The sequence below is a fragment of the Microlunatus antarcticus genome, from assembly GCF_014193425.1.
GTDB classification, from domain to species: Bacteria; Actinomycetota; Actinomycetes; order Propionibacteriales; family Propionibacteriaceae; genus Microlunatus; species Microlunatus antarcticus.
The window spans coordinates 1557127-1580673 of sequence record NZ_JACHZG010000001.1 but is presented as its reverse complement, the minus strand read 5'-3'; the positions used below and the strand labels follow the sequence as shown (position 1 = coordinate 1580673).

Sequence of the window (23547 nt, the reverse complement as noted above, 5' to 3'; positions counted from 1 at the left end):
CCCCGAGACCGAGGATCAGCCGAGCCGTAGGTTCTCCACGACCTCATCGAGCTCGTCGGGCTTGACCAGCACCTCGCGCGGCTTGGAGCCCTCCGAGGGGCCGACCACGCCACGGGTCTCGAGGATGTCCATCAGGCGCCCGGCCTTGGCGAAGCCGACGCGCAGCTTGCGCTGCAGCATCGAGGTCGAACCCAGTTGGAGCGTGACGACCATCTCGGCCGCCTGCAGCACGAGGTCGAGGTCGTCGCCGATGTCCTCGGCCACCTTGGCCGACGCCTCGGGCGCGACCATCACGTCCTCGCGGTAGGTCGGCTTGAGCTGCTCGGTGACGTGCGCGACGACCGCGCGCACCTCCTGCTCGGTGACCCAGGCGCCCTGGATGCGGATCGCCTTGGACTGGCCCATCGGCAGGAACAGCCCGTCGCCCTGCCCGACCAGCTTCTCCGCGCCCGGCTGGTCGAGGATGACGCGGGAGTCGGTCATCGACGACGTGGCGAAGGCGAGCCGGCTCGGCACGTTGGCCTTGATCAGGCCGGTGACCACGTCGGTCGACGGCCGCTGGGTGGCCAGCACCAGGTGGATGCCGGCCGCACGGGCGAGCTGGGTGATCCGCACGATCGAGTCCTCGACGTCGCGCGGCGCGACCATCATGAGGTCGGCGAGCTCGTCGACGATCACCAGCAGGTACGGGTAGGGCTCGAGCACGCGCTCGGAGCCCGGCAGCGGCTTGACGCCGCCACCGCGTACGGCCTTGTTGAAGTCGTCGATGTGGCGGAAGCCGAACGCGGCGAGGTCGTCGTAGCGCAGGTCCATCTCGCGGACGACCCACTGCAGCGCCTCGGCCGCCTTCTTGGCGTTGGTGATGATCGGGGTGACCAGGTGCGGGACGCCCTCGTAGATCGTCAGCTCGACGCGCTTGGGGTCGACCATGAGCATCCGGACCTCGTCCGGGGTGGAGCGCATGAGGATCGAGGTGATCATCGAGTTCACGAAGCTCGACTTGCCCGAGCCGGTGGCACCGGCGACGAGCAGGTGGGGCATCTTCGCCAGGTTGGCGACGACGAAGCCGCCCTCGACGTCCTTGCCCAGCCCGACGGTCATCGGGTGGTGGTCGCTGCGCGCCTTGGACGAGCGGATGACGTCGCCGAGGGAGACGACCTCCTTGTCCGTGTTCGGGATCTCGATGCCGATCGCCGACTTGCCGGGGATCGGGGACAGGATCCGGACGTCGGCGCTGGCGACGGCGTACGCGATGTTCTTGGACAGGGCCGTGACCTTCTCGACCTTGACCGCCGGGCCGAGCTCGACCTCGTAGCGCGTCACGGTCGGGCCGCGGCTGTAGCCGGTGACGTGGGCGTCGATCTCGAACTGGCGCAGGACCTCGGTGAGCCGGCCGACGACCGCGTCGGAGGCCTCGGTGCGCGACTTGTGCACGCTGCCGGGCTTGAGCGTCTCGGCGTCGGGCAGCAGGTAGGTGACGTCGCCGGAGAGCTGGAGCTGCTCGGCGCGCTGCGGGACGGGGCTGTGCGGCGGCGCCTCGAGCTCGGGGCTCTCGTGCACGACGAAGGCCTCCGGCAGCGGCGTCGGAGCGGCGGCCGGGGCGGGCGAGCCGGCCGGACGACCGGCCGTGACGGGCTTCTTGAGCACCTCGGTCGGCTCGGCGTCGGGGTTGGCCAGGTCCGCGTCGCGCGCAGCGGTGCCGAGGTCCAGGTCGACGAGCGGGGCCAGGGGCTCGGGCGGACCGATGACCTTGGCGCCACGTCCCTTGCGGCGCGGTGCCCGCTCCTCGATGACGGGGGTCTCGTACGCCTCGTCGACGCCGTACTCGAGGTCGTCGTCGAGCACCGTGCCCTCGATCGCCTCGGGCTCGGCGGTCAGGCGGGCGGTGGCCACGCGGGCGCGGTCGACGAGCTCGTGCAGCGGGATGCCCACGACGACGAGGACCCCGAAGAGCAGGAGCAGGACGAGCAGCGGGACCGCGGCGTAGACGGTGACGAGGTCGGCCAGGATCGAGCTGGACAGGTACCCGAGGATGCCGCCGGCCTCGCGCAGCCGCTCGGGCTGGTCGGTGAGCGGCAGCCCCTTGGCGATGTTCACCAGGCCGAGCAGGCCGAAGAGGATCGCGCCCCAGCCGACGACCTGGCGACCGGCCGGGCCGTTGTGGTCGGGGTGGCGCAGCGTCCGCCACGCCATCACGCCCAGCAGGATCGGGGCGGAGGTGGCCAGCCACCCGACGATCGTCGAGACGCCGACGTGGACCACGGTCCCGAAGCGTCCGGGCAGCCCGAACCAGAACTCGGCCGCGATGACGACGGCGACGGCGAGGACGAAGAGGCCCGCCCCGTCGCGACGCAGGGCCGGGTCGAGGTCACGGGCGCTGTGCCCGATCGCGCGGGCGGCCGTGCCGACGCCGTGGGCGAGGCCGTTCCACAGGACGGCGACGCCGCGGACGAGCGACGCGAGCACCGAGCGCCGCTGGGGCGCCCGTCCCCGCGGGGCGGGTCGGCGGTTGGCCGGTCGCGTCGCGGTCGACGTCGAGCGTCCTCCCGTCGTACGAGGACGCGAGGACGTGCTCTTGCTTCCGGACGCGCGCGGACGGGGAGTAGTGCTGGACGAGCCAGAACGACTGCCGGTCCGCGCGGGGGAAGACGCGCGGGTCGCCATGCCCGCACTCTAGGCGGTCACAGGCGTCACAGGGGTCACACGCGCAGAGCGCGCCTCAGGTCCCACAGGTGGTCGGTCGGCCCGATGCCGGCCCCCAGCGCGAAGCCGCCGGCGATCGCCCCGGTCACGTACGCCTTCGCCCCGGCCACGGCCGTCGGGACGTCGGCGCCGAGCGCGAGGCGGGCCGCGACGGCCGACGCGAGCGTGCAGCCGGTCCCGTGCGTGTGCCGGTTGTCGTCCCGGACGGCGGAGAACCTCTGGTCCGCCGTGTCGTGCCCGACGAGGACGTCGACGGGGTCGCCCTCCGCGTGACCGCCCTTGACCAGCACCCAGTCCGGGCCGAGCTCGAGCAGCGTGCGCCCCAACCGGGCCTGGTCGGTCTCGCCCTCCGCGTCGGGGCCGGCGAGCGTGCGGGCCTCGTCGAGGTTGGGCGTGGCGACGGTGGCGAGCGGGAACAGCCGGGTGCGCATCGCGCCGATCGCGTCCGCGTCGATCAGCGGGTCGCCGTGCTTGCTCACGGCCACGGGGTCGAGCACCACGGGCACCCCGGCGGGCAGGGTGGTGAGCAGCTCGGCGACCAGCACGCAGGTCTCGGCGGTGCCGAGCATGCCGATCTTGACCGCGTCGACGCCGATGTCGTCGACCACGCTGCGGAACTGGGCCGCCACGGCCGCGGCGGGCAGGTTCCACACGCCCTGGACGCCGACCGAGTTCTGCGCGGTGACGGCGGTGACGACGCTCATGCCGTGCACGCCATGGGCGAGCATCGCCTTGAGGTCGGCCTGGATCCCGGCCCCGCCCCCGGAGTCCGAGCCGGCGATGGTCAGCACCCGGGCGGTGGGCAGGTCCGTCATCGGCGTGCGCCGGGGCGGAAGTGGTCGAAGCCGGGCACGCCGGCGAACGGGGACCCGTCGACGAGCACGCCGGCGCCGTCGGGCCCGGCGTCGTCGACCGCGCCGATCGTGGTCCAGCCCGCCGGCACCCGACCGACAGGGAAGGTCGCCACGAGCGCGTGGTCCTCTCCCCCGGTCAGCACCAGCAGCAGGGGGTCGACGCGGGTCGCGGAGCCGACGGTCTGCAGCGGCTCACCGATCTCGAGGAGGCTCGTCTCGACGTCGATGGTCACCCCGGACGCGCGGGCGACGTGGCCGAGGTCAGCCAGCAGGCCGTCCGAGACGTCGACCATCGAGGTCGCGCCCGCCCGCGCGGCGACCGCGCCCTGGCCGTACGGGACGTCCGGCACGCGCTGGACGTCGACCACGGCGCGGGGAGACCGGAAGCCGCGGGTCAGCACGAGCAGCCCCGCGGCCGCCCAGCCGAGCCGCCCGGCGACGGCGAGCACGTCGCCGGGGCGGGCGCCGTCGCGGCGGACGGGGTCGCGGCCGTCGAGGGTGCCGAGCGCGGTGACGGAGAGGGTGACCTGCTGCCCGCGGGTGGTGTCGCCGCCCAGCAGGCTGACGCCCGCGGTCGCGCACTCCGACCGCAGGCCCGTCGCGAGGTCGAGCGTCCAGCGCACCTCGGTGTCACCCGGGGCCGAGAAGCCGACGACGACGCCCTGCGGACGGGCGCCCATGGCCTCGACGTCGGCGACGTTGACCGCGACGGCCTTGCGGCCGATCTCGCCCGGACCGCTCCAGTCGCGGCGGAAGTGGACACCCTCCACCAGGACGTCGGTGGACACGACCACCGAGCCGCCGACCGCGAGGACCGCTCCGTCGTCGCCGGGTCCCACCAGCACGTCGTCGGCCGCGGGGAGGTCACGCACCATCTCGGCGATGAGGGCGAACTCGCCGAGCTGCGCGAGGGTCGTCGGGCCGGTACCGCCCGGGCTCATGGACGACGAACGTGCGTCGGCGAAACGGAGCAACCTGTAGGTTGACGCACACCGGTGAGCGTACGTGGTCGGCCGCCGGGCCGGGCGACGGAGCACCTCCGCCGGACGGTTGTGGCCGCAGGAGCCCGGAGGACGCCCGATGGTCGTGCAGGCCTACATCCTCGTGCAGACCACCGTCGGCAAGTCGTCCGAGGTGACCGCCGCGATCCGCCGCATCACCGGCGTGACCGTCGCCGAGGACGTCACCGGTCCGTACGACGTCGTCGTCCGCGCCGAGGCCCAGAGCATGGACGAGCTGGGGACGCTGGTGATCAAGCGCGTCCAGAGCGTTCCCGACATCACCCGGACGGTCACCTGCCCGGTCGTGCACCTCTGAGGGTGGGTTCGTCCGTGGGTCGGCGTGAGGGCGGGCTGAGCTCGACGCCGCCTCACAACCATCCGCCCGGGCGTCCTCACGCTCGCCGAGCGGGCGCAGATCCTGTACGCCCGGGCTCCCGCCAGGCCCATCCACGTTCGGCGGCGTCGAGCTCAGCCCGCCCTCCCGCCTCGCTTCGCGCGGGCCGGGTCCGGCGCGCGGCCGGGCCGGTGGCCGTCTCGGTCGCCCTGGCCACGCTCCTCGCGGGCTGCGGGAAGGTGGCGGTGGACGATCCGACGCCTGATGCCGCCGGTGCGGCGGTGTGCGCGGGCGTCATGGCGGCGCTGCCGGAGCAGGTGCTGGACCAGGACCGGCGGACGGTCGAGCCCGGGGTCTACTCCGCCGCCTGGGGCAAGCCGGCCATCGTGCTGCGGTGCGGCGTGGCCGCGCCGCCGACGCTGACGCGGGAGAGCGAGTGCCTGCAGATCGACGCCGTCGGCTGGTACGCCGAGGACGCGACCGGCGGGAAGATCTTCACGACGATCGGGCGGGCCACGTTCGTCGAGGTGTCGGTGCCCTCGGGCTACGCGCTCGGCACCGGTGCGCTGGTCGACGTCGGCGACGCCGTCACCGCGCACGACCCGTTGGTCACGCCCTGCGCCTGAGCCCGGCGAGGGCTAGCGGAGCCCGACCGGGCGCCGCAGCGCGAGGGTGATCAGGCGGTCGAGGAGCTCGGGGTAGGCGAGGCCGCTGGCCGCCCACATCCGCGGGAACATCGAGTGCGCGGTGAAGCCGGGCATCGTGTTGATCTCGTTGACGACCACGCGGTGGTCGTGGGTGAGGAAGACGTCCACGCGGGCGAGGCCCTCGCAGCCGACGGCCTCGAACGTCCGCACGGCCAGGGCGCGCACCTCGTCCGCGACGGCCGGGTCGACCCGGGCGGGCACGTCGAGGTCGACCTGCTCCTCGGGGAGGTACTTGGCCTCGAAGTCGTAGAAGCCCGACGCGCTGTGCACCCGGATCTCGGCGATCTCGCTGGCCAGCGGCGCACCGCCGTCGACGTCGGAGAGCACGCCGCACTCGAGCTCGCGCGCGTCGACGAAGCCCTCCTCCACGACGACCTTCGGGTCGTAGCGCTGCGCGAGCGCGATCGCGGCCTCGAGGGCGGTGTCGCCGTCGGCCGCCTCGACCCTGGAGATGCCGAGGCTCGAGCCGCCGCGGGCCGGCTTGACGAAGACCGGGAAGCGCAGCGTGGCCACGGCGTCGAGGCACGCGGAACGGTCCCGCGCCCACCCGGCTGGCGTGATCGTGACGAACGGCCCGACCGGCAGCCCGGAGGCGCTGAGCACCAGCTTCATGAAGTGCTTGTCCATGCCCACGGCGCTGGCGAGCACGCCGGCCCCGACGTAGCGCGTGCCCATCATCTCGAACAGGCCCTGGATCGTGCCGTCCTCGCCGAACGGGCCGTGCAGCAGGCTGAGCGCGACGTCGACCGGCCCGAGCCAGGACAGGGCGGAGCGGCTGTCGACCCCGCCGTACGAGACCGTGTCCTGCACCGCGAGGCGGCTCCCGGGCCCGTGGGTCATGAGGATGGCGTCGGGCGCGTCCTCGCTGAGCTCGGGCAGCCGTCCGTCGACGACCTCGAGCGACCGCAGGACGTCCTCGTCGACCAGGACCCAGCGCCCGGTCGGCGTGATGCCCACGCCGAGGACCTCGTAGCGGTCGGCGTCGAGCGCCGCGAACACCCCGCCCGCGGTCAGGCAGGACACCCCGTGTTCGCTGCTGACGCCGCCGAACACCAGGGCCACCCGCACCCGTCGACCCGCGTCCGGACGCGTGCCCAGATCCGGCTCCGTCGTCACCACACCTCCGCTGAAGCTCGCCCGCCTGCCACGCCGGACCCTACCGGCGCGGGACTCCGCACCCAGGTCGGCGCGCGCGAGGAGAAGGATGGGCTCGTGAGCAGCCATCCCGACCTCCGCCCCGAGACCCTCGCCGTGAGCCTGGGCCGACCGCCGCGTACGCCGGGCGCCCCGCTGAACGTCTCCCCCGTGATGGCGTCGACGTACGTGGGGGCGCACGACACCGCCGCGGCGACCACCCTCGGCTACGGCCGGGACGGCAACGACACGTGGACCGCGCTCGAGGACGTCCTCGGCGCGCTGGGCCGGGGCCGCGCGCTCACGTTCGCGAGCGGGATGGCCGCGGCGAGCGCCGTGCTCGAGCAGCTCGCCCCGGGCGGCACGATCGTGCTGCCGTCGAGCTGCTACCTCGGCGTCGCGGCCCTCGTGCAGAGCCGGGCGGAGAAGTTCGGCTGGACCGTCCGGACGGTCGACGTCGCCGACACCGAGGCCGTGCTCACCGCCGCCGACGGCGCCGACCTCGTCTGGCTGGAGTCCCCGACCAACCCGCTGATGGAGGTCGCCGACCTGCCCGCGATCGGCGCCGCCCTGCGCGGCCGGGTCCGTACGGTCGTCGACAACACCTTCGCGTCCGCCCTCGTCCAGCGTCCGCTGGAGCACGGCTTCGACGTCGTCGTGGAGTCGGGCACCAAGTTCGTCGGCGGTCACTCCGACCTCCTCCTGGGCGCCCTGACCGTCCGGCCCGACGCGGACGCCGACGACCTCTTCGCCGACCTCGCGGCCGTCCGCCACGACAGCGGCGCGATCCCCGGGACGATGGAGGCCTGGCTCGCCCTGCGCGGCGTGCGCACGATGCCACTCCGCGTCCGCGCGGCCCAGGACAGCGCGGCCACGCTGGCCGCGCGGCTGGCCGGTCACCCGGCGGTGAGCCGCGTCCGCCACCCGAGCCTGCCGGACGACCCCGGCCACGCGCGGGCCGCCGCGACGATGGACGGCTTCGGCTCGCTCCTGTCGATCGACCTCGCCGACGCCGGGACCGCCGAGCGCTTCATCGACGGCTGCGCGCTGTGGACCCACGCCACGAGCCTGGGCAGCGTCGAGTCGACCTTCGAGCGCCGGCGCCGCTGGTCCGCCGAGCTGCCCGTCGTCCCCGAGGGGCTCGTCCGCCTGTCCGTCGGCGTCGAGCACGTCGAGGACCTCTGGCGCGACCTCGAGCAGTCGCTCGACCAGCTCTGAGGCAGCCGTCAGTCGCGTTCGCGGCCGGGCGTACGGCCCATCAGGTCCTTGACCCCCTGGGCCGGCGTCAGGTCGCCCGCGATGACCGCCGCGACGTGCTCGGCGATCGGCATCTCGACGCCGTGCTCGTGGGCGAGGGCCTGCACCGAGGCGCAGGAGAGCACGCCCTCGGCGACCTGGCGGGTGGAACGGCTGATGTCCTCCACGGAACGTCCCCGGCCCAGCTCCTCGCCGAACGTGCGGTTCCGGGAGAGCGGCGAGGCGCACGTGGCGACGAGGTCCCCCAGGCCGGCCAGCCCCGCGAACGTGTACGGGTCGGCCCCCAGCGCGACGCCGAGGCGGCTCGTCTCGGCCAGGCCACGGGTGATGAGCGAGGCGGTCGCGTTGGCGCCGAAGCCCAGCCCCACGGCCATGCCCACCCCGAGCGCGATCACGTTCTTGGTCGCGCCGGCCAGCTCGCAGCCCACGACGTCGGCGTTCGTGTAGACGCGGAACGCGGGCGTGTGGCAGATCCGCTGCACGTCGTTCGCCGTCGACTCCGACACGCTCGCGGCCACGCTCGCGGACGGCTGGCGGGCGGCGATCTCGCGGGCGAGGTTGGGTCCGGTGACGACGGCGAGGCGGTCGGGCTCGACGCCGGCGACCTCGCGGACCACCTCGCTCATCCGCCGGCCGGTGCCGAGCTCGATGCCCTTGGCCAGGCTGACGACCCGGGCGTCGGTCGGGACGTCCCACCCGGCGAGCGTCTCGCGCAGCCGCTGCGAGGGCACGGCGAGGACCACCGCGTACGCCCCCGCCATCGCCTCGGCCGGGTCGCTCACGGCCCGAAGAGTGGCGGGCAGCTCGACGTCGGGCAGGTAGTCCGGGTTGCGGCCGGTCGCGTTGATCGCCGCCGCGAGCTCGGGCCGGCGGGCCCACAGCGTCACCTCGTGGCCCGAGTCGCCCACGACGAGCCCGAAGGTCGTGCCCCAGGTCCCCGCGCCCATCACGGCGACCTTCACGAGAGCGTCCGGTCGGCGCGGGGGTCGAAGCGTTCCACGGGGGCCGTCTCGCCCCGGAGCTGCTCGACCAGCACGGTCAGCGCCCCCATGATCCGTTCCGTCGCGTCGCGCAGGACGGCGGCGTCGACCGGCCGGTCGCGCAGGTCGTCCAGCGGCACGGGCGCACCGACGAGCATCCGCAGCGTCGGCCGGGCCCAGAAGCGGGGCACCCCGACGGTCCGGCCGTGCAGGAACTCCTCTGCGCCCCACTGCCCGACCGGGACGACCGGGCAGCCGGTCGCCAGGGCGAGGCGGGCGGCCCCCGTCCGACCCCGCATCGGCCACAGGTCGGGGTCGAAGGTGATCGTGCCCTCGGGGTAGACGACGACGGCCCGTCCCTCGGTCAGCGCCGCGCGGGCCGCCGCGAGCGCGTCGCCGGCGTGGCTGCTCCCCCGTTCGACCGGGATCTGCCCGGCACCGCGCAGCAGGCCGCCGACCAGCGGCACGCCGAAGAGCGAGCTCTTGGCCAGGAACCGCGGCCACCGGCCGGCGTACGCGAGGAACTGCCCGAGCGCGAGCGGATCGGCGTTGGAGATGTGGTTGGCCACGACGATCACCCCGCCGGTGGCGGGGAGCCGGTCGGTGCCCGCCCAGTCGCGCCGGCTCAGCGGGGCGAGGACGACGTTGAGCACCTTGACCAGCGGTCGGATCGTCGCGTCCCCCGGCTCGCGGTTGACCACGTCCAGCCGGGGCACGCGCGTCACCCTATGCGCTTGCCCGCCGTGGGAGCATCGGAGCCGCCCATGCCCACCACGTCCGCCTCCGCCCTCAGCGCCGGGGGCGGCGTCGGGGCCGTGGTCGCCCTCAAGGCCGGCGAGCTGGTCAAGTCCCGCCTGGCGCCCCTGCCCCAGCCGCTGCGGCGTCGCCTGGCCTGGACGATGGCCGTCGACACGCTGCACGCGCTCGTCACCTCCGTCGAGGCGGTGGTGGTCGTCAGCGACCAGCCGGCGCTGGCCCATCGACTCGCGCGCGCGGGCCTGAGCTCCGTCGTCGTCGTACCGGAGACCCGGCCGGCCGGGATGAACGACGCCCTGCGCCAGGGCGCGGAACGTCTCCGGGGCGACGGCCTCGACCGCGTGCTCGCCTGCGTCGGCGACCTCCCCGCGCTCCGCCCGACCTCGGTCGCGGTCGTCCTCCGGGGCGCGGTGGCGTACGAGCGGTCCTACCTGCCCGACGCCACGGGGATCGGGACGTCGATGCTCCACGCCGGCGCGGGCGTCGCCCTCGCGCCGCACTTCCAGGGCCGTTCCGCCGCGGCTCATCACAGCTCGTCCGCGGTGCCGCTGACCGACGAGCGGCTCGCGACAGCGGTGCCCGACGCGCGGCGCGACGTCGACACCGAGGTGGACCTCGCCGACGCGGTCGGGCTCGGGCTCGGCCCGGCCACCGCCGCCCTGGTGGACGACGCGACCGGCCGCCTCGGCACGTACGCGGCCGTCACCACCGTCGGGCGCGAGGACGGTGCCGGCCGTGCGGTGACGTCCGAGGGCGTCCGGGTGGACCTGCCCGACGACCGCCTGGCCGACGGCCTGCGGGCGCTGCGTCCCGGCCAGCGGCTGCACGCCGTGCTGACCGGGACGTCGGTGCTGTCCGCCTGGCTGTAGGTCCGGCGGCGACCCGGAGGCCTACGCGCCGCCGGCCACCGACGTCTTGAGGTCGGTGCCGGGCCGGAAGCGCACGACCGAGGTCGGTGCAGCCTCCTTGCGCTCACCCGTCCGCGGGTTCCGCACGGTCCGCGCCGGCCGGTCGATCTTCTCGAAGACGCCGAAGCCCGTGACGGACACCTTCTCCCCCGTCGAGACCGTCGTCGTGATGGTCTCCACCACCGCCGCCAGCGCGTGCGCAGCGTCGGTCCGGCTGCCGTCGAAGTGCGTCGACAGCTCTTTGATCAGCTCTGCCTTGTTCATTGGTCCTCCCGAACCGCGCGCAAGGTCGGGCCTGGCCCGACCCCGTAGCCCCACTACGGCGCGCGTCGGAAGATTAGGAGATCGTCCGCTCTCAGGACAAATAGCCTCGCTGAGAATCGGCGTGAGATGAGATAAAAGTTCGCCTCAGGAGGCCGAGGCGACCTTCGCCGGCAGGGTGGCCGGCTTGAAGGTGGGCCGGCCCCCTTCGTAGGCGTCGATGGCGTGCACCTGGCGCAGGGTCAGACCGATGTCGTCCAGACCCTCGAGCAGGCGCCAGCGGGTGTAGTCGTCGATCTCGAAGCCCGCCTCGAAGCCGGGGGCGACGATGGTGCGCTCGTGCAGGTCGACCGTGATCGGCGCCTGCGGGTGCTCCTCGACGTAGTCCCACAGCTCCTCGACGACCTTCTGGTCGACCAGGGCCACCAGCAGGCCCGCCTTGCCCGCGTTGCTGCGGAAGATGTCGCCGAAGCGGGACCCGATGACGACCCGGAAGCCGTAGTTCTGCAGCGCCCAGACGGCGTGCTCCCGCGACGACCCGGTGCCGAAGTCAGGTCCGGGCACGATGATCGTCGCGCCGGCGTACTGCGGCCGGTTGAGCACGAAGTCGGGGTCCTTGCGCCAGGCGGCGAACAGCCCGTCCTCGAAGCCCGTCTTGGTCACCCGCTTGAGGTAGACCGCGGGGATGATCTGGTCGGTGTCGACGTTGCTGCGACGCAGCGGCAGCGCGGTCCCGGTGTGGGTGGTGAAGGCGTCCATGTCTGTCCTGTCCTCGGTCCGGGGCTCAGCGAGCACCGACGAGCGCGTCGGCGTCCAGGTCGGCGGGCGAGCTCAGCGTGCCGCGCACGGCCGTGGCCGCCGCGACGAGCGGGCTCACCAGGTGCGTCCGGCCGCCCTTGCCCTGGCGGCCCTCGAAGTTGCGGTTCGAGGTCGACGCGGAACGCTCCCCGGGGGCCAGCTGGTCGGGGTTCATGCCCAGGCACATCGAGCACCCGGCGGCGCGCCACTCGGCACCAGCGTCCTTGAACACGACGTCCAGGCCCTCGGACTCGGCCTGCAGCCGCACGCGGGCCGAGCCCGGCACGACGAGCATGCGGACGGAGTCGGCGACGTGGCGGCCCTCGATCACCGCGGCCGCGGCCCGCAGGTCCTCGATCCGGCCGTTGGTGCACGACCCCAGGAACACGGTGTCGACGGCGACCTCGCGCATCGGGGTGCCGGGCAGCAGGGCCATGTACTCCAGCGCCTTGGTCGCGGCGACGCGGTCGCTCGCCTCGACGAACGTCTCGGGGTCCGGCACGGACGCGCCCAGCGGGACGCCTTGGCCCGGGTTGGTCCCCCAGGTGACGAACGGCGTCAGCTGGGACGCGTCGAGGTCGACCTCGACGTCGAACTCGGCGTCCGGGTCGCTCTTCAGCGTCGACCAGTACTCGACCGCGGCGTCCCAGTCGGCACCGGTCGGCGCGTGCGGACGGCCCTTCAGGTAGGCGAACGTCGTCTCGTCCGGCGCCATCAGGCCGGCCTTGGCGCCCCACTCGATGCTCATGTTGCAGATCGTCATCCGGCCCTCCATGGAGAGCGCCTCGATGGTCGACCCGCGGTACTCCACGATGTAGCCCTGACCGCCGCCGGTGCCGACCTTGGCGATCAGCGCCAGGACGATGTCCTTGGACGTGACGCCCGGGGGCAGCTCGCCCTCGACGTTCACCGCCATGGTCTGCGGCTTCGCCTGCATGAGTGTCTGGGTGGCGAGCACGTGCTCGACCTCGGAGGTGCCGATGCCGAAGGCGATCGATCCGAACGCCCCGTGGGTGGAGGTGTGCGAGTCGCCGCAGACGATCGTCAGGCCGGGCTGGGTCAGGCCCAGCTGCGGGCCGATGATGTGGACGATGCCCTGGTCGAGGTCGCCCAGGGAGTGGATCCGGACGCCGAACTCGGCGGCGTTGTGCCGCAGCGTGTCGACCTGCGTGCGCGAGACCGGGTCCGCGATCGGCTGGTCGATGTTCAGCGTCGGGGTGTTGTGGTCCTCGGTCGCCAGTGTGAGGTCCGGACGCCGTACGGGGCGGCCGGCCTGACGCAGGCCGTCGAAGGCCTGCGGGCTGGTGACCTCGTGCACGAGGTGCAGGTCGATGTAGAGCAGGTCCGGCTCGCCCTCGCTCGAGCGGACGACGTGGTCGTCCCAGACCTTCTCGCTCAACGTTCTGCCCATGTGCCGCGCTCCTCCGTGTGGTCGTTGCGCCCTCGCTGCGCCCCGTCACTCTGGTTTGCGTTCCAGCATCCGAGACGGCAGTATCAAGGCATGGACAACTCTAGCGGTGTCGGCGTGCTGGACAAAGCCGCCATGGTGCTCGGCGCGCTGGAGACCGGCCCGACGACCCTGGCCGGCCTGGTGTCGGCGACCGGGCTCGCCCGCCCGACCGCCCACCGCCTCGCCGTGGCCCTCGAGCACCACCGGCTGGTGAGCCGCGACCTGCAGGGCCGCTTCGTGCTCGGCCCGCGTCTCGGCGAGCTCGCCTCCGCAGCCGGCGAGGACCGCCTGCTCGCCACCGCCGGCCCGGTGCTCGCCCGGCTGCGCGACATCACGGGCGAGTCGGCGCAGATGTTCCGCCGCCAGGGCGACTTCCGCGTCTGCGTCGCCACCGCCGAGCGCATGTCCGGCCTGCGCGACAGCGTCCCGGTGGGCACCCAGCTGACCATGCAGGCGGGGTCCGCCGCCCAGGTGCTGCTCGCCTGGGAGGAGCCGGACCGCATGCAGCGTGGCCTGCGCGGCAGCCGCTACTCCGCCGTCGCCCTCGCCGCCGTACGCCGTCGCGGCTGGGCCCACTCCGTCGGCGAGCGCGAGGCCGGCGTCGCGTCGGTCTCCGCCCCCGTCCGCTCCCCCTCCGGCAAGGTCATCGCCGCGGTCAGCGTCTCGGGCCCGATCGAGCGCCTCTCCCGCCAGCCCGGCCGCCTGCACGCCCCCGCGGTCATCGCGGCGGCCGAGCGGCTCAGCGACGTGCTGCGCCGGAGCGGTTCCGAGGGCTGAGCCCGGACGGCGATGCGCTTCGTCCCTCCGCCGGGCTGGCCGCCGGCTCCACCGGGCTGGGTCCCTCCGCCCGGGTGGCAGCCCGATCCTGCCTGGCCTCCTGCGCCGGTCGGATGGCGCTTCTGGCAGGAGACACCCGCCGCCCGCCGCCGTGTCGGCCGCCCGGGACCGGCCCTGGTCAGCGCGTTCGTCGCCGGCGGAGTGCTGCTGGTCCTCGCGCTCGGCTTCGGCGTGCTGCTGCTCTCGGCGCCACCGCAGGTCCGGGCCCCGGCACCCGGCCCGACCTCCACAGCGGCGCCCCAGACCACGACCGTCGCCGGCTGGGTCCGGCTGGACGACCGCGCGACCGCGACGCACGACTGCGAGGGTCAGGGCCGTCACGCCGACATCGCTGAGGGGACGGCGGTCGTCGTCTCCGACCAGACCGGCACCGAGCTCGGTGACGGAACCTTGACCCCGTACGGCTCGCAGGGGTCGGTCTGCTCCTACACCTTCAGCATCAGCGGGGTCCCGGTCGACGCCGACACCTACACGTTCGCGGTTGGCGACCGATCACCGGTGGTGATCAGCGCGGCGGAGCTGCGTTCGCAGGCGTGGAGCTTCGAGATCAGGCTCTGACACCGGAGCGATGAGGATCGTGCACCGTAGTCGGTGCACGATCCTCATCGCTGTCGTGGGGCGGTCGCTCAGTTCACCGGGCTCGCGTCGAGGGTGACGGTCGCGGACTGCCTGTCGCCGTCCGCGGTCGTCCAGGTGACCTGGACGCGGTCGCCCGGGTTCATGGTCGACAGGGCCTTGGTCAGGCCGGCCGCGTCGGTGACCGTCGTCGACCCGACCCGGGTGATCGTGTCGCCCGCCGCCAGGCCGGCGTCGTCGGCCGCGTCGCCGTCGACCACACCCGCGATCGCGGCGCCCGCGCTGCTGCCGCCCGAGCCGTACGTGTAGCCCGAGTCGCTGACCGCGCTGGTCGCGACCTGCACCCCGAGGAACGCGGCCGCACCGATCCGGACCGCCGTCGTCTCGTCGCCGCTGCGGATCTGCGTGACGACGGCGAGCGCCGTCTGGATCGGGACCGCGTACCCGTCGATCTCCTGGCCGCTCGACGCGGCGGTGTCGATGCCGACGACCTCGCCCTCGTCGTCGAGCAGCGGCCCGCCCGAGTCGCCGGCGACGACGTCCGCGTCCGTCTCGATCATCTTCGTCAGCCTCTCCCCGGCCACCGTGCCCTCGGACTGCGTGGTGATCGAGGCCGCCAGCGAGGTGACGGAGCCGTCGGCCGCGGTGAGGGTGCCGGTGCCGCCCGCGTTGCCCACCGCGGTGACGTCGTCCCCCGCCTTCAGCGTGTCGTCGTCGATCTTCGCCACGGTCAGCCCGCTGGCGTCCTTCAGCTGCAGCAGCGCGACGTCGGCAGCCTGGTCGACCCCGACCACCGAGGCCGTGTACGCCTTGCCGGTGCTCGCGATCGTGACGCGGATCAGGGTCGACCCCTCGACCACGTGGTAGTTCGTCAGGACCTCGCCGTCCGAGGTCAGGACGATGCCCGTCCCCGCCGCCTCGCCGTCGGTGAGGACGGTGTCGATCAGGGCGACCCCGGTCGACTCGGCGTCCGTGGCCGGGTCCGAGTCGACCGCGCTGGTCGCGGTCGACCCCGCGTAGCCGCCCGAGCCCGCGCCCGACCCGCCCCAGCCCCCGGAACCACGCCCGGTCGGCCAGTCCACCAACGTCGCCGCCGAGGCGGAGACCGGGACGGACAGACCCAGGACGGCGGTGAGCATCCCGCCGGCGAGGAACGTGGCGGTGGCGCGGCGGACGGGGCGGTGCAGGGGCGTCGTGGTCATGGGACAACGACACCGCCGCCGGCCGTGGAACCCCTCTGGCCGCCCTGGGGCCCACCTGTGAACCGTTAGGTTTGGGAGCGTGCCCACCAACCCCTTGCCCGAGCCGGCGCTGCACCTCGCCGCCCGCGTGGAGAACCGGTTCATCGGCTGGCGGACCGAGCGGGCCCGGGCCAACGGCTTCGTGCCGCTCGTCATCCCGTACACCAGCTACGGCGGCAAGGGGTGGGTGCGGGTGCTCGGCCGCGTCATGCTCAACAAGCACACGCACCGGCTGACGGGTGAGCCGACCGGGGCGCGCGGGTGGCGGAGCTTCACCAGCATCCCGGTGCAGGACGCCCGAGTGGAGGTCGAGGCCGGGGGTGTCACGAACACCATCACCGCCAACCGCTCGGGCCTGCTCGACGCCGTCGTCCCGGTGGACCTCGAGCCGGGGTGGCACCGGGTCGAGTACCGGGTCGAGAGCTCGGCGCCCACGTTCGGCATGGTCTTCGTCGTCGACCCGTCGGCCCGCTTCGGGCTGCTGTCCGACATCGACGACACCGTGATGATGACCGCGCTCCCCCGCCCGCTCCTCGCGGCGTGGCACACGTTCGTGGTGAACGAGCACGCGCGCACGACCACCCCGGGGATGCCGGTCCTCTACGAGCGGCTGACCGACGTGAACCCCGGGACCCCCGTGCTCTATCTCTCGACCGGCGCCTGGAACGTCGCGCCCACGCTCACCCGGTTCCTGTCGCGGAATCTCTACCCCGCCGGCGCCCTGCTGCTGACCGACTGGGGCCCGACGCCGGACGCCTGGTTCCGCGACGGCACCAAGCACAAGCGCGACACCCTCGACAGGCTGGCCCGCGAGTTCCCCGACATCCGCTGGCTCCTGGTCGGCGACGACGGCCAGCACGACCCCGAGACGTACGCGTGGTTCTGCGAGCGGCACCCCGACCAGGTCCTGGCCGTCTGCATCCGCCAGCTCACCCCCGGCGAGGCCGTGCTCGCCGGCAGCGGCAGCCGGGCGCACGTGCGGCCCGACGGCAGCGACGTGCGCTGGTTCTACGCGTACGACGGCGCCGGCCTGGCCGAGCAGCTGGAGGACGCCGGGCTGCTGGCCGGTTCGGCGCAGCAGCCCGAGGTCGAGTCCTGAGCCCTCAGGGCTGGTCGATCACCACCTCGCGGTGCTGCTCGGCGGACCGGTAGGCCGCCTCGACGATCGTCGAGCGGGTCAGCAGGTGCTCGCCGTGCTGGTCCGCCCACGACGACGAGCGCACCTTGGCCACGAAGTCGTCGACCGCCTCGGCGTGGTTCCCGTCCGCCGGCAGCACGGGGGTGAGCTCGGCCGGGAAGCCCTTGAGCTCGGTGAGCACCGAGAGCTGCGGGAGGTTCCAGGCCTCGGGCGACCCGAGCACGGCACCGCCCTCGGAACCGTAGAGCACGACGTAGAGCTGGTCGCGCTCGATGTAGGACGCCCAGCTCGCCTCGAGCAGCAGCGTGGCCCCGCCCGACAGCCGGACGAAGGCGGTCGAGAGGTCCTCGACCTCGTACGCGCCGGTCCCGTCGGCCCGCGCCCCCACCTTGGCGCCGCTCGACCCGCCCCGACCGCGCGGACCGAACTCGGCGTACGTCGCGGCGCTGACGGCCTCGGCGGTCGGCTCGCCCATCAGGTGCAGCGCCATGTCGAGCATGTGCACCCCGATGTCCATCATCGGGCCGCCGCCGGCGAGCGACTTCTGCGTGAACCAGGTGCCGAGGCCCGGGATGCCGCTGCGGCGCAGCCAGCCCGCCTTGGCGTAGTAGATCTCGCCCAGCAGCCCGTCGTCGATCACCTGCTTGAGCATCTTCACGTCGCCGCGGCGCCGGTGGTTGAAGGAGACGTCGAGGACCCGGTCGGCGGCCTTCGCCGCGCCGACCATCGCCGACGCGCGGTCGACGCTCTCGGCCAGCGGCTTCTCCGAGAGCACGTGCACCCCGGCGGCCAGCGCGGCCAGCGCGACGGGCGCGTGCAGCGCGGTCGGGGTGGCGATGCTGATCACGTCGAGCCGAGCGGCGTCGATCATCTCCTGGTAGCCGCGGAACAGACCCGCTTCGGGCAGCCCGTAGCGCTCGCCCAACGTCGCCCGGGGGCCGTCCTCCAGCCCCGCGATGGCGACGAGCTCCACGTCGGGGTGAAGCGCGTACGCGTCCATGTGCTGCTGGCCGGCCCAGCCGAAGCCGACGACCCCGGCCCGCAGCCGGGCCGGACGCTCGGTGACGGTGCCGCTCATCGGGCGACCTCCGCGTTCGGCGTGGCACCCACGAAGTCGGGCACCTTCCGGTTCACCAGACCGGGCGCCTCGCGGCCGCTGCGCTGCTCGGGCGCCGCCCACCGGACCGCGTTGGCCAGCACGCGCTGGATGTCGGGGTGGTGGTAGACCCCGAAGTCCTGGTCGCCGGGCGAGAAGTAGAAGATCCGCCCGCGGCCCCGACGGAACGTGCAGCCGGAGCGGAACACCTCGCCGCCGGAGAAGGTGGAGAGGAAGACGAGCTCGTCGGGCGCCGGGATGTCGAAGTACTCGCCGTACATCTCCTGCTCGGGGATCCGGATGGGGTGCGGGACCCCCTCGGCAATCGGGTGCCCGGGGGCGACCGTCCACACCAGCTCGGCGTCGTCCGCGCTGCGCCAGGCCAGGGAGCACGAGGTGCCCATCAGGCGCTTGAAGATCTTGGAGAAGTGCCCGGAGTGCAGCACGAGCAGGCCCATCCCGGAGAGCACGCGGTCCTGGACGCGCTGCACGACGGCGTCGTCGACGGCGTCGTGGCGCATGTGGGCCCACCACGTCAGCACGTCGGTCTGCTCGAGCACCTCCTCGGTCAGCCCGTGCTCGGGCTGGTCCAGCGTCGCGGTCCGGGTGACCACCCGGTCGCCCAGCTGGTCGCCCAGCCCACGCGCGATCGCTCCGTGGATCCCCTCGGGGTAGCGCTCGGCCATCGCGGCGCCGTCCCGCTCGCTCGTCTCGTGGAAGTTCTCGTTCCACACGGTCACTCTGATCGGTTCGTCCATGGACCCCATGCTGCCGTCCGCTCCCGACAGCCCCGGGACCGACCACCCCGGTGTCGTCGGAGAAGCTCGCCGCACCCGTGTACAACGTTATAGAGTCCTGAGGACCGCGTGAGGAAGGAGTCGGATGACGCCGACGATCCACGACGTCGCCCGGCTCGCCGAGGTGTCGATCAAGACCGTGTCGAACGTGCTCAACGACTACCCGCACATCCGTCCGACGACCCGGCAGCGGGTGCTCGACGCCATCTCGGCCCTGGACTACACCCCGAACCTCACGGCGCGAGGCCTGCGCTCGGGGCGGACCGGGCTGGTCAGCCTGATCATCCCCGACCTGCGGAACGCCTACTTCGCCGAGCTCGCCGACATCGTCGTGCGCGCCGCGGAGGCCCAGGGGCTGTCGGTGATGATCGCGCAGTCCAACGGCAACCGCGAGCGGGAGCTCAGCCTGCTGACCGGCCCACGCATGCAGATGGTGGACGGGATCCTGTTCAGCGCGCTGGGGCTCAGCGCCGCGGACAACGACCTGCTGGCCCGCATCAAGACCCCGATGGTGCTGCTCGGCGAACGCATCCTCGACGGCCCCAAGGACCACGTCACGATGCGCAACGTCGAGGGCGCGCAGGCCGCGACCGAGCACCTGCTCTCCATCGGGCGCCGGCGCATCCTGGCCTTCGGCGCCGACCCCGAGCAGGGCCTCGGCTCGGCGCGCCTCCGGCTCGACGGCTACCGGCGGGCGCTGGCGGGCGCCGGCGTCGACGAGGACCCGGAGCTGGTCGTCCAGGTCGTCGGCTGGTACCGCAGCACGGGCGCCGAGAGCATGCGCCGGCTGCTCGAGCGCGGCGTCGCGTTCGACGGCGTCGTCGCCTTCAACGACCTGATCGCCCTCGGGGCCATGCGCGTGCTGCAGGAGGCCGGGCGGAACATCCCGTCCGACGTGGCCGTCATCGGCTTCGACGACGTCGACGAGACCCGCTACACGCTCCCCACCCTGTCGACCATCGACCCCGGCCGCGAGGAGATCGTCGAGGTCGCCCTGCGCTGGCTGACCGAGCGCATCACCGGGTCGGCCGCCGACCTGCCGCCCCGCGACCACCTGACGGCCTTCCGGGTCCTGCAGCGCGAGTCCACAACACCCCGGTAACAAATCTGCGCGGTGCTTGACAGGACGTCAGCGTCCTCTCAGGATGGCTCCTACAACGTTTCCCTATAACGTTGTAAACGAGCGGCTCCCACCGCCCGGCCGGTCGACGAAGATCGTGCACCGAACGCTTCCCAGCGCTGCGTGAGCGACCTCCTCGCCGGAGATGCTCCACCGACGACCCACCTGGCCCGGCCCTTCCGCGGGACCGCCCGGAGGCCGTCGGACGACGACGAAGTCCACGCAGCACGAAGGGAACTCACATGCGGAAGTCCATCCTCGCCGGCGCCTCGGGCGTCGCCCTGGTCCTGGCGCTGTCGGCCTGCGCCACCAGCGCGAACAACTCCGGCGGCGGCGCCAGCGCGCCGGCCGCGGAGGAGTCGGGGACGAGCCCCAAGCTCACCGACTGCACCAACAAGATGAAGAACGACGCGCCCCAGGTGTCGGTCTGGGGCTGGTACCCCAACATGGCCACCGTCGTCGACAACTTCAACGCCGGCCACACCGACGTCCAGATCTGCTGGAACAACGTCGGCCAGGGCCAGGACGAGTACACGAAGGTCCAGACGGCCATCTCGGCGAAGAAGGGCCTGCCCGACGTCGTCATGCTCGAGGCCGACCACCTGTCGAGCTACTCGATCCAGGACGCGCTCGTCGACCTCGTCCCGTACGGCGCCAACGACGTCAAGCCCAGCTTCAGCGAGGGGGCCTGGAAGGACGTCTCCTCCGGCGACAAGGTCTACGCGATCCCGGTCGACGGCGGGCCGATGGGCCTGATCTACCGCACCGACGTCTTCAAGAAGTACGACGTCACCCCGCCGAAGACGTGGGCCGAGTTCGCCGACAGCGCGGCCAAGGTCAAGGCTGCCGGCGGGCCGCTCTTCGGCGACCTGGGGTCGAACGTCCCCGCCGCCTTCATGGCCCTGCAGATCCAGAAGGGCGCGGTGCCCTTCGGCTACGACCCGGCCAACCCGCAGGCGCTCACGGTCAAGCTCAACGACCAGGCGTCGAAGGACGTGCTCAACTACTGGGCCGACCTCTCGAACAAGGGTCTGGTCGGCAAGCAGGACCAGTTCACGACCGACTACATCTCCGGCGTGGTCGGCGGCAAGTACGCGACCTACACCTCCGCCGCGTGGGCGCCCGGCTACCTGACCGGCGCCGGCGTCGGCAAGGGCGACTCCAAGGGCGTCTGGGCGGTCGCCCCGCTCCCGCAGTGGGACGAGGCCAACCCGGTCTCGGTGAACTGGGGCGGCTCGGCCTTCGCGGTCACCACCCAGGCCACGGACAAGAAGCTCGCGGCCGTCGTGGCCAAGGGCATCTACGCCGACCCGGCCTCGCTCGAGGACGGCTGGAAGAAGCAGGTCATCTTCCCGCTCAACAAGAGCGTCCTCGACAGCACCGAGTTCGCCGAGAACAAGACCGACTTCTTCAGCGGCCAGCAGGCCAACAAGGAGGTCTACCTCCCCGCGGAGGGCGCGTACAAGGGCGTCGTCTACGCCCCGATCACGACGTACTACTACGCGCAGTTCCAGGCCGAGCTCGCCAAGATCAACTCCGGCAAGGTCACGGGTGACCAGGCGGCCGACGAGCTCCAGGCGAACATCGTGAAGTACGCCGAGAGCCAGGGCTTCAAGGTCACGCAGTAGTCCTTCCTCCCTGCCGGTCCCGGGGGCACGACCCTCGGGACCGGCACCCCCCTCCCTCGAGAAGGAGCCGCGGGCATGGCCCACGCCACCGCCGTCGACGTGACGTCGCCGGACTCCACCACCCGGCCCCGCGCGGGCCGCGGACGCCGCGGGCTGAACGAGCGCAAGCGCTCGCGCACCGGCCTGCTCTTCGTCCTCCCCTTCGCCGTGGTCTTCCTCGCCTTCCTGGTCGCACCGCTGCTCTACGCGTTCTACCTCAGCCTCTACAGCAAGGGCCTCGCCACCGGCGTCGTCTTCGCCGGGCTGAAGAACTACACGACCGCCTTCACCGACCCGCAGTTCCTCAAGGGCGTCTGGTTCGTCGTGCGCTTCGCGCTGGTGCTCATCCCGGTGCAGATGTTCGTCTCGCTCGCGCTGGCCCTCGTGCTGGACGGCCTGACCACGCGCTTCTCGCGCTTCGCCCGGCTGATGATCTTCCTGCCGTACGCGATCCCCGCCGTGATCGGCGCCCTGATGTGGGGCTTCCTCTACAGCCCCACCTTCGGGCCGATGCAGCAGATCGCCGACCTCGTCGGCGCGCAGGCCCCGTTCCTGCTCGACCCCGACCACGTGTTCGGCGGGCTGATGAACGTCGTCACCTGGCAGTGGGCCGGCTACTACATGATCATCATCTTCGCCGCGCTGCGCGGGATCGACGCCTCCGTCTACGAGGCCGCCCGCATCGACGGGGCGAGCTCCTGGCAGATCGCGTTCCGCGTCAAGGTGCCGATGATCTCCTCGGCGCTGCTGCTGATCCTGGTCTTCGCCCTGATCGGCACGCTGCAGTTCTTCACCGAGCCGCAGGCGCTGCGGCTGGTGAGCAACGGCACCATCACGCCGGACTTCACCCCGAACATCTACGCCTTCAGCCAGGCCTTCGCGTACGCCAACTTCAACTACGCCTCGGCCATCAGCTTCTCGCTGGGCATCGTGGTCTTCATCGCGGTGTACGTCTTCCTCTTCCTCACTCGCAAGCGCGGGAGCATCTCATGACGACCACCGTCCCCACGGCCGCCCGGCGTACGTCCCGGTCCGCCTCGGCGCAGTCCCGGGTCGACGCCCCCCGGGGTCCCCGTCAGCGCACGCTGCTGCCGCACCTGTTCCTGGCGATCCTGGTGATCTACTTCCTCGTCCCGCTCTGGTGGCTCTTCGTGGCCAGCACCAAGGACGTGCAGGGGCTGTTCGGCGGGGCCCACGGCGCCCTGTGGTTCGACTCCCGGTTCGCCCTGGGCAGCAACCTGAAGGAGCTCGTCACCTACAACGACGGGATCTACCTGCGCTGGATCGGCAACTCGCTGCTCTACGCGCTCGTCGGCGGCGTCGGCGCGACGGTGCTCGCGGTGCTGGCCGGCTACGGCTTCGCCAAGTTCCGCTTCGGCGGCCGCCGCGTGATGCTCGCCGTGCTGCTCGGCTCGGTGATGGTGCCGCTCACCGCGCTGGTCATCCCGACCTTCGTGCTCTTCAGCAACCTCAACCTGACCGACACCATCTGGGCGGTGATCCTGCCGTCCCTGCTCAACCCGTTCGGGGTCTACCTGATGCAGGTCTACACGACCGACGCGGTGCCGGACGAGCTGCTCGACGCCGCCCGCGTCGACGGGGCCGGCGAGATCATGACGTTCCTGCGGGTGGCCTTCCCGCTGCTGCGCCCGGCCGTCGTCACGGTGCTGCTGCTGTCGGTCGTCGGCACCTGGAACAACTACTTCCTGCCCCTGGCCATGCTGGCCAACACCAAGCTGTTCCCGATCACCGTCGGGCTCGGGCTGTGGCAGGGCCAGGCCTCGGCCAACAACGGCGGCGGCACCTCCCTGTGGGGCCTGATCATCACCGGCTCGCTGGTCTCGGTCATCCCGCTCGTCATCGCCTTCCTCTCCCTGCAGAAGTACTGGCAGGGCGGGCTCTCGCTCGGCGCCCTCAAGTAGCCGCTCCGCT

General features: G+C 72.8%; 23 protein-coding genes. 11 read left to right on the top strand and 12 right to left on the bottom strand.

All coding sequences use genetic code 11. The features are described 5' to 3' along the window. Positions 1-15: 15 nt before the first annotated feature. Genes FHX39_RS07330 through FHX39_RS07320 form a run of 3 tightly spaced genes read right to left on the bottom strand, consistent with a single transcriptional unit; the run spans position 16 to position 4498 of the window. Positions 16-2664: a DNA translocase FtsK gene (locus FHX39_RS07330; RefSeq protein WP_183337455.1), complete on the bottom strand. Its 2649-nt coding sequence runs from the start codon at positions 2662-2664 to the stop codon at positions 16-18. 35 nt (positions 2665-2699) lie between these two features. Further along, the gene (gene thiD, locus FHX39_RS07325; RefSeq protein ID WP_183337454.1) at positions 2700-3518 is read right to left on the bottom strand and encodes a bifunctional hydroxymethylpyrimidine kinase/phosphomethylpyrimidine kinase; all 819 of its coding nucleotides are present in this window, start codon (positions 3516-3518) and stop codon (positions 2700-2702) included. After that, positions 3515-4498 (bottom strand): thiamine-phosphate kinase, encoded by a 984-nt coding sequence (locus FHX39_RS07320; protein WP_183337453.1) that lies wholly within the window; start codon positions 4496-4498, stop codon positions 3515-3517. Before FHX39_RS07320 ends, thiD begins: the two co-directional genes overlap by 4 nt. 139 nt (positions 4499-4637) lie before the next feature. On the opposite strand from FHX39_RS07320, the gene FHX39_RS07315 reads away from it, so the two are divergent. After that, complete coding sequence (locus FHX39_RS07315) at positions 4638-4874, top strand: Lrp/AsnC ligand binding domain-containing protein (RefSeq protein WP_183337452.1); 237 nt, start codon at positions 4638-4640, stop codon at positions 4872-4874. A gap of 209 nt (positions 4875-5083) precedes the next feature. Continuing rightward, entirely contained in the window at positions 5084-5518 is a 435-nt protein-coding gene (locus tag FHX39_RS07310) for a DUF3515 family protein (protein ID WP_332836715.1), read from the top strand. A gap of 12 nt (positions 5519-5530) precedes the next feature. Here FHX39_RS07310 and FHX39_RS07305 read toward each other — a convergent pair whose 3' ends face one another. After that, on the bottom strand, positions 5531-6715 hold the full coding sequence (locus tag FHX39_RS07305) for a D-alanine--D-alanine ligase family protein (protein WP_332836714.1): 1185 nt from the start codon (positions 6713-6715) through the stop codon (positions 5531-5533). Between the two features lie 96 nt (positions 6716-6811). Between FHX39_RS07305 and FHX39_RS07300 the strand changes: the two genes are divergently transcribed. Then, positions 6812-7951 (top strand): trans-sulfuration enzyme family protein, encoded by a 1140-nt coding sequence (locus FHX39_RS07300; RefSeq protein ID WP_332836713.1) that lies wholly within the window; start codon positions 6812-6814, stop codon positions 7949-7951. Between the two features lie 8 nt (positions 7952-7959). On the opposite strand, the gene FHX39_RS07295 is transcribed toward FHX39_RS07300, so the two are convergent. Both FHX39_RS07295 and FHX39_RS07290 read right to left on the bottom strand, forming a co-directional pair. After that, on the bottom strand, positions 7960-8952 hold the full coding sequence (locus FHX39_RS07295; RefSeq protein ID WP_332836712.1) for an NAD(P)H-dependent glycerol-3-phosphate dehydrogenase: 993 nt from the start codon (positions 8950-8952) through the stop codon (positions 7960-7962). Further along, entirely contained in the window at positions 8949-9686 is a 738-nt protein-coding gene (locus FHX39_RS07290; protein WP_332836711.1) for a lysophospholipid acyltransferase family protein, read from the bottom strand. Before FHX39_RS07290 ends, FHX39_RS07295 begins: the two co-directional genes overlap by 4 nt. 48 nt (positions 9687-9734) lie before the next feature. Between FHX39_RS07290 and cofC the strand changes: the two genes are divergently transcribed. Next, positions 9735-10595 carry a 2-phospho-L-lactate guanylyltransferase gene (cofC, locus tag FHX39_RS07285; protein WP_183337450.1) on the top strand — a complete coding sequence of 287 codons (861 nt, stop codon included), beginning with the start codon at positions 9735-9737 and terminating at the stop codon, positions 10593-10595. A 21-nt stretch (positions 10596-10616) separates the two neighbouring features. On the opposite strand, the gene FHX39_RS07280 is transcribed toward cofC, so the two are convergent. From FHX39_RS07280 to leuC, 3 genes are all read right to left on the bottom strand, one after another. Next, positions 10617-10898 carry an HU family DNA-binding protein gene (locus FHX39_RS07280; RefSeq protein ID WP_183337449.1) on the bottom strand — a complete coding sequence of 94 codons (282 nt, stop codon included), beginning with the start codon at positions 10896-10898 and terminating at the stop codon, positions 10617-10619. Between the two features lie 144 nt (positions 10899-11042). After that, on the bottom strand, positions 11043-11654 hold the full coding sequence (leuD, locus tag FHX39_RS07275) for a 3-isopropylmalate dehydratase small subunit (RefSeq protein ID WP_183337448.1): 612 nt from the start codon (positions 11652-11654) through the stop codon (positions 11043-11045). A gap of 25 nt (positions 11655-11679) precedes the next feature. Then, the gene (gene leuC, locus FHX39_RS07270; RefSeq protein WP_183337447.1) at positions 11680-13104 is read right to left on the bottom strand and encodes a 3-isopropylmalate dehydratase large subunit; all 1425 of its coding nucleotides are present in this window, start codon (positions 13102-13104) and stop codon (positions 11680-11682) included. A 90-nt stretch (positions 13105-13194) separates the two neighbouring features. On the opposite strand from leuC, the gene FHX39_RS07265 reads away from it, so the two are divergent. After that, the gene (locus FHX39_RS07265) at positions 13195-13920 is read left to right on the top strand and encodes an IclR family transcriptional regulator (RefSeq protein ID WP_091073534.1); all 726 of its coding nucleotides are present in this window, start codon (positions 13195-13197) and stop codon (positions 13918-13920) included. Between the two features lie 12 nt (positions 13921-13932). Continuing rightward, positions 13933-14538, top strand: a complete 606-nt coding sequence (locus tag FHX39_RS07260) for a hypothetical protein (RefSeq protein ID WP_183337446.1) — start codon at positions 13933-13935, stop codon at positions 14536-14538. Positions 14539-14606: 68 nt separating this feature from the next. Here FHX39_RS07260 and FHX39_RS07255 read toward each other — a convergent pair whose 3' ends face one another. Next, positions 14607-15758, bottom strand: a complete 1152-nt coding sequence (locus tag FHX39_RS07255) for a S1C family serine protease (protein ID WP_183337445.1) — start codon at positions 15756-15758, stop codon at positions 14607-14609. A 79-nt stretch (positions 15759-15837) separates the two neighbouring features. On the opposite strand from FHX39_RS07255, the gene FHX39_RS07250 reads away from it, so the two are divergent. Next, positions 15838-16896, top strand: a complete 1059-nt coding sequence (locus tag FHX39_RS07250; RefSeq protein ID WP_332836710.1) for an App1 family protein — start codon at positions 15838-15840, stop codon at positions 16894-16896. Positions 16897-16900: 4 nt separating this feature from the next. Here FHX39_RS07250 and FHX39_RS07245 read toward each other — a convergent pair whose 3' ends face one another. Further along, positions 16901-18013: a Gfo/Idh/MocA family protein gene (locus FHX39_RS07245; protein ID WP_183337444.1), complete on the bottom strand. Its 1113-nt coding sequence runs from the start codon at positions 18011-18013 to the stop codon at positions 16901-16903. After that, positions 18010-18789 carry a ThuA domain-containing protein gene (locus FHX39_RS07240; RefSeq protein ID WP_183337443.1) on the bottom strand — a complete coding sequence of 260 codons (780 nt, stop codon included), beginning with the start codon at positions 18787-18789 and terminating at the stop codon, positions 18010-18012. The genes FHX39_RS07245 and FHX39_RS07240 overlap by 4 nt, the downstream gene beginning before the upstream one ends. Before the next feature lie 124 nt (positions 18790-18913). Between FHX39_RS07240 and FHX39_RS07235 the strand changes: the two genes are divergently transcribed. From FHX39_RS07235 to FHX39_RS07220, 4 genes are all read left to right on the top strand, one after another. Then, positions 18914-19930 (top strand): LacI family DNA-binding transcriptional regulator, encoded by a 1017-nt coding sequence (locus FHX39_RS07235; RefSeq protein WP_183337442.1) that lies wholly within the window; start codon positions 18914-18916, stop codon positions 19928-19930. A gap of 260 nt (positions 19931-20190) precedes the next feature. Further along, positions 20191-21576, top strand: a complete 1386-nt coding sequence (locus FHX39_RS07230) for an ABC transporter substrate-binding protein (protein WP_183337441.1) — start codon at positions 20191-20193, stop codon at positions 21574-21576. A gap of 75 nt (positions 21577-21651) precedes the next feature. After that, positions 21652-22608, top strand: coding sequence for a carbohydrate ABC transporter permease (locus FHX39_RS07225; RefSeq protein ID WP_183337440.1), 957 nt, complete (start codon positions 21652-21654; stop codon positions 22606-22608). Next, entirely contained in the window at positions 22605-23537 is a 933-nt protein-coding gene (locus tag FHX39_RS07220) for a carbohydrate ABC transporter permease (protein ID WP_183337439.1), read from the top strand. The genes FHX39_RS07225 and FHX39_RS07220 overlap by 4 nt, the downstream gene beginning before the upstream one ends. The last annotated feature ends 10 nt before the right edge of the window (positions 23538-23547 follow it).

Excerpts from the sequence above, each read along its gene's own strand:
- FHX39_RS07260 (WP_183337446.1), top strand. The coding sequence starts at position 13,933 with ATGCGCTTCGTCCCTCCGCCGGGCTGGCCGCCGGCTCCACCGGGCTGG.
- FHX39_RS07230 (WP_183337441.1), top strand. The coding sequence starts at position 20,191 with ATGCGGAAGTCCATCCTCGCCGGCGCCTCGGGCGTCGCCCTGGTCCTG.
- FHX39_RS07225 (WP_183337440.1), top strand. The coding sequence starts at position 21,652 with ATGGCCCACGCCACCGCCGTCGACGTGACGTCGCCGGACTCCACCACC.
- FHX39_RS07220 (WP_183337439.1), top strand. The coding sequence starts at position 22,605 with ATGACGACCACCGTCCCCACGGCCGCCCGGCGTACGTCCCGGTCCGCC.
- FHX39_RS07240 (WP_183337443.1), bottom strand. The coding sequence starts at position 18,789 with ATGGACGAACCGATCAGAGTGACCGTGTGGAACGAGAACTTCCACGAG.
- FHX39_RS07245 (WP_183337444.1), bottom strand. The coding sequence starts at position 18,013 with ATGAGCGGCACCGTCACCGAGCGTCCGGCCCGGCTGCGGGCCGGGGTC.
- thiD (WP_183337454.1), bottom strand. The coding sequence starts at position 3,518 with ATGACGGACCTGCCCACCGCCCGGGTGCTGACCATCGCCGGCTCGGAC.
- cofC (WP_183337450.1), top strand. The coding sequence starts at position 9,735 with ATGCCCACCACGTCCGCCTCCGCCCTCAGCGCCGGGGGCGGCGTCGGG.
- FHX39_RS07320 (WP_183337453.1), bottom strand. The coding sequence starts at position 4,498 with ATGAGCCCGGGCGGTACCGGCCCGACGACCCTCGCGCAGCTCGGCGAG.
- FHX39_RS07265 (WP_091073534.1), top strand. The coding sequence starts at position 13,195 with ATGGACAACTCTAGCGGTGTCGGCGTGCTGGACAAAGCCGCCATGGTG.
- leuC (WP_183337447.1), bottom strand. The coding sequence starts at position 13,104 with ATGGGCAGAACGTTGAGCGAGAAGGTCTGGGACGACCACGTCGTCCGC.
- FHX39_RS07235 (WP_183337442.1), top strand. The coding sequence starts at position 18,914 with ATGACGCCGACGATCCACGACGTCGCCCGGCTCGCCGAGGTGTCGATC.
- FHX39_RS07330 (WP_183337455.1), bottom strand. The coding sequence starts at position 2,664 with ATGGCGACCCGCGCGTCTTCCCCCGCGCGGACCGGCAGTCGTTCTGGC.
- leuD (WP_183337448.1), bottom strand. The coding sequence starts at position 11,654 with ATGGACGCCTTCACCACCCACACCGGGACCGCGCTGCCGCTGCGTCGC.
- FHX39_RS07255 (WP_183337445.1), bottom strand. The coding sequence starts at position 15,758 with ATGACCACGACGCCCCTGCACCGCCCCGTCCGCCGCGCCACCGCCACG.
- FHX39_RS07280 (WP_183337449.1), bottom strand. The coding sequence starts at position 10,898 with ATGAACAAGGCAGAGCTGATCAAAGAGCTGTCGACGCACTTCGACGGC.
- FHX39_RS07315 (WP_183337452.1), top strand. The coding sequence starts at position 4,638 with ATGGTCGTGCAGGCCTACATCCTCGTGCAGACCACCGTCGGCAAGTCG.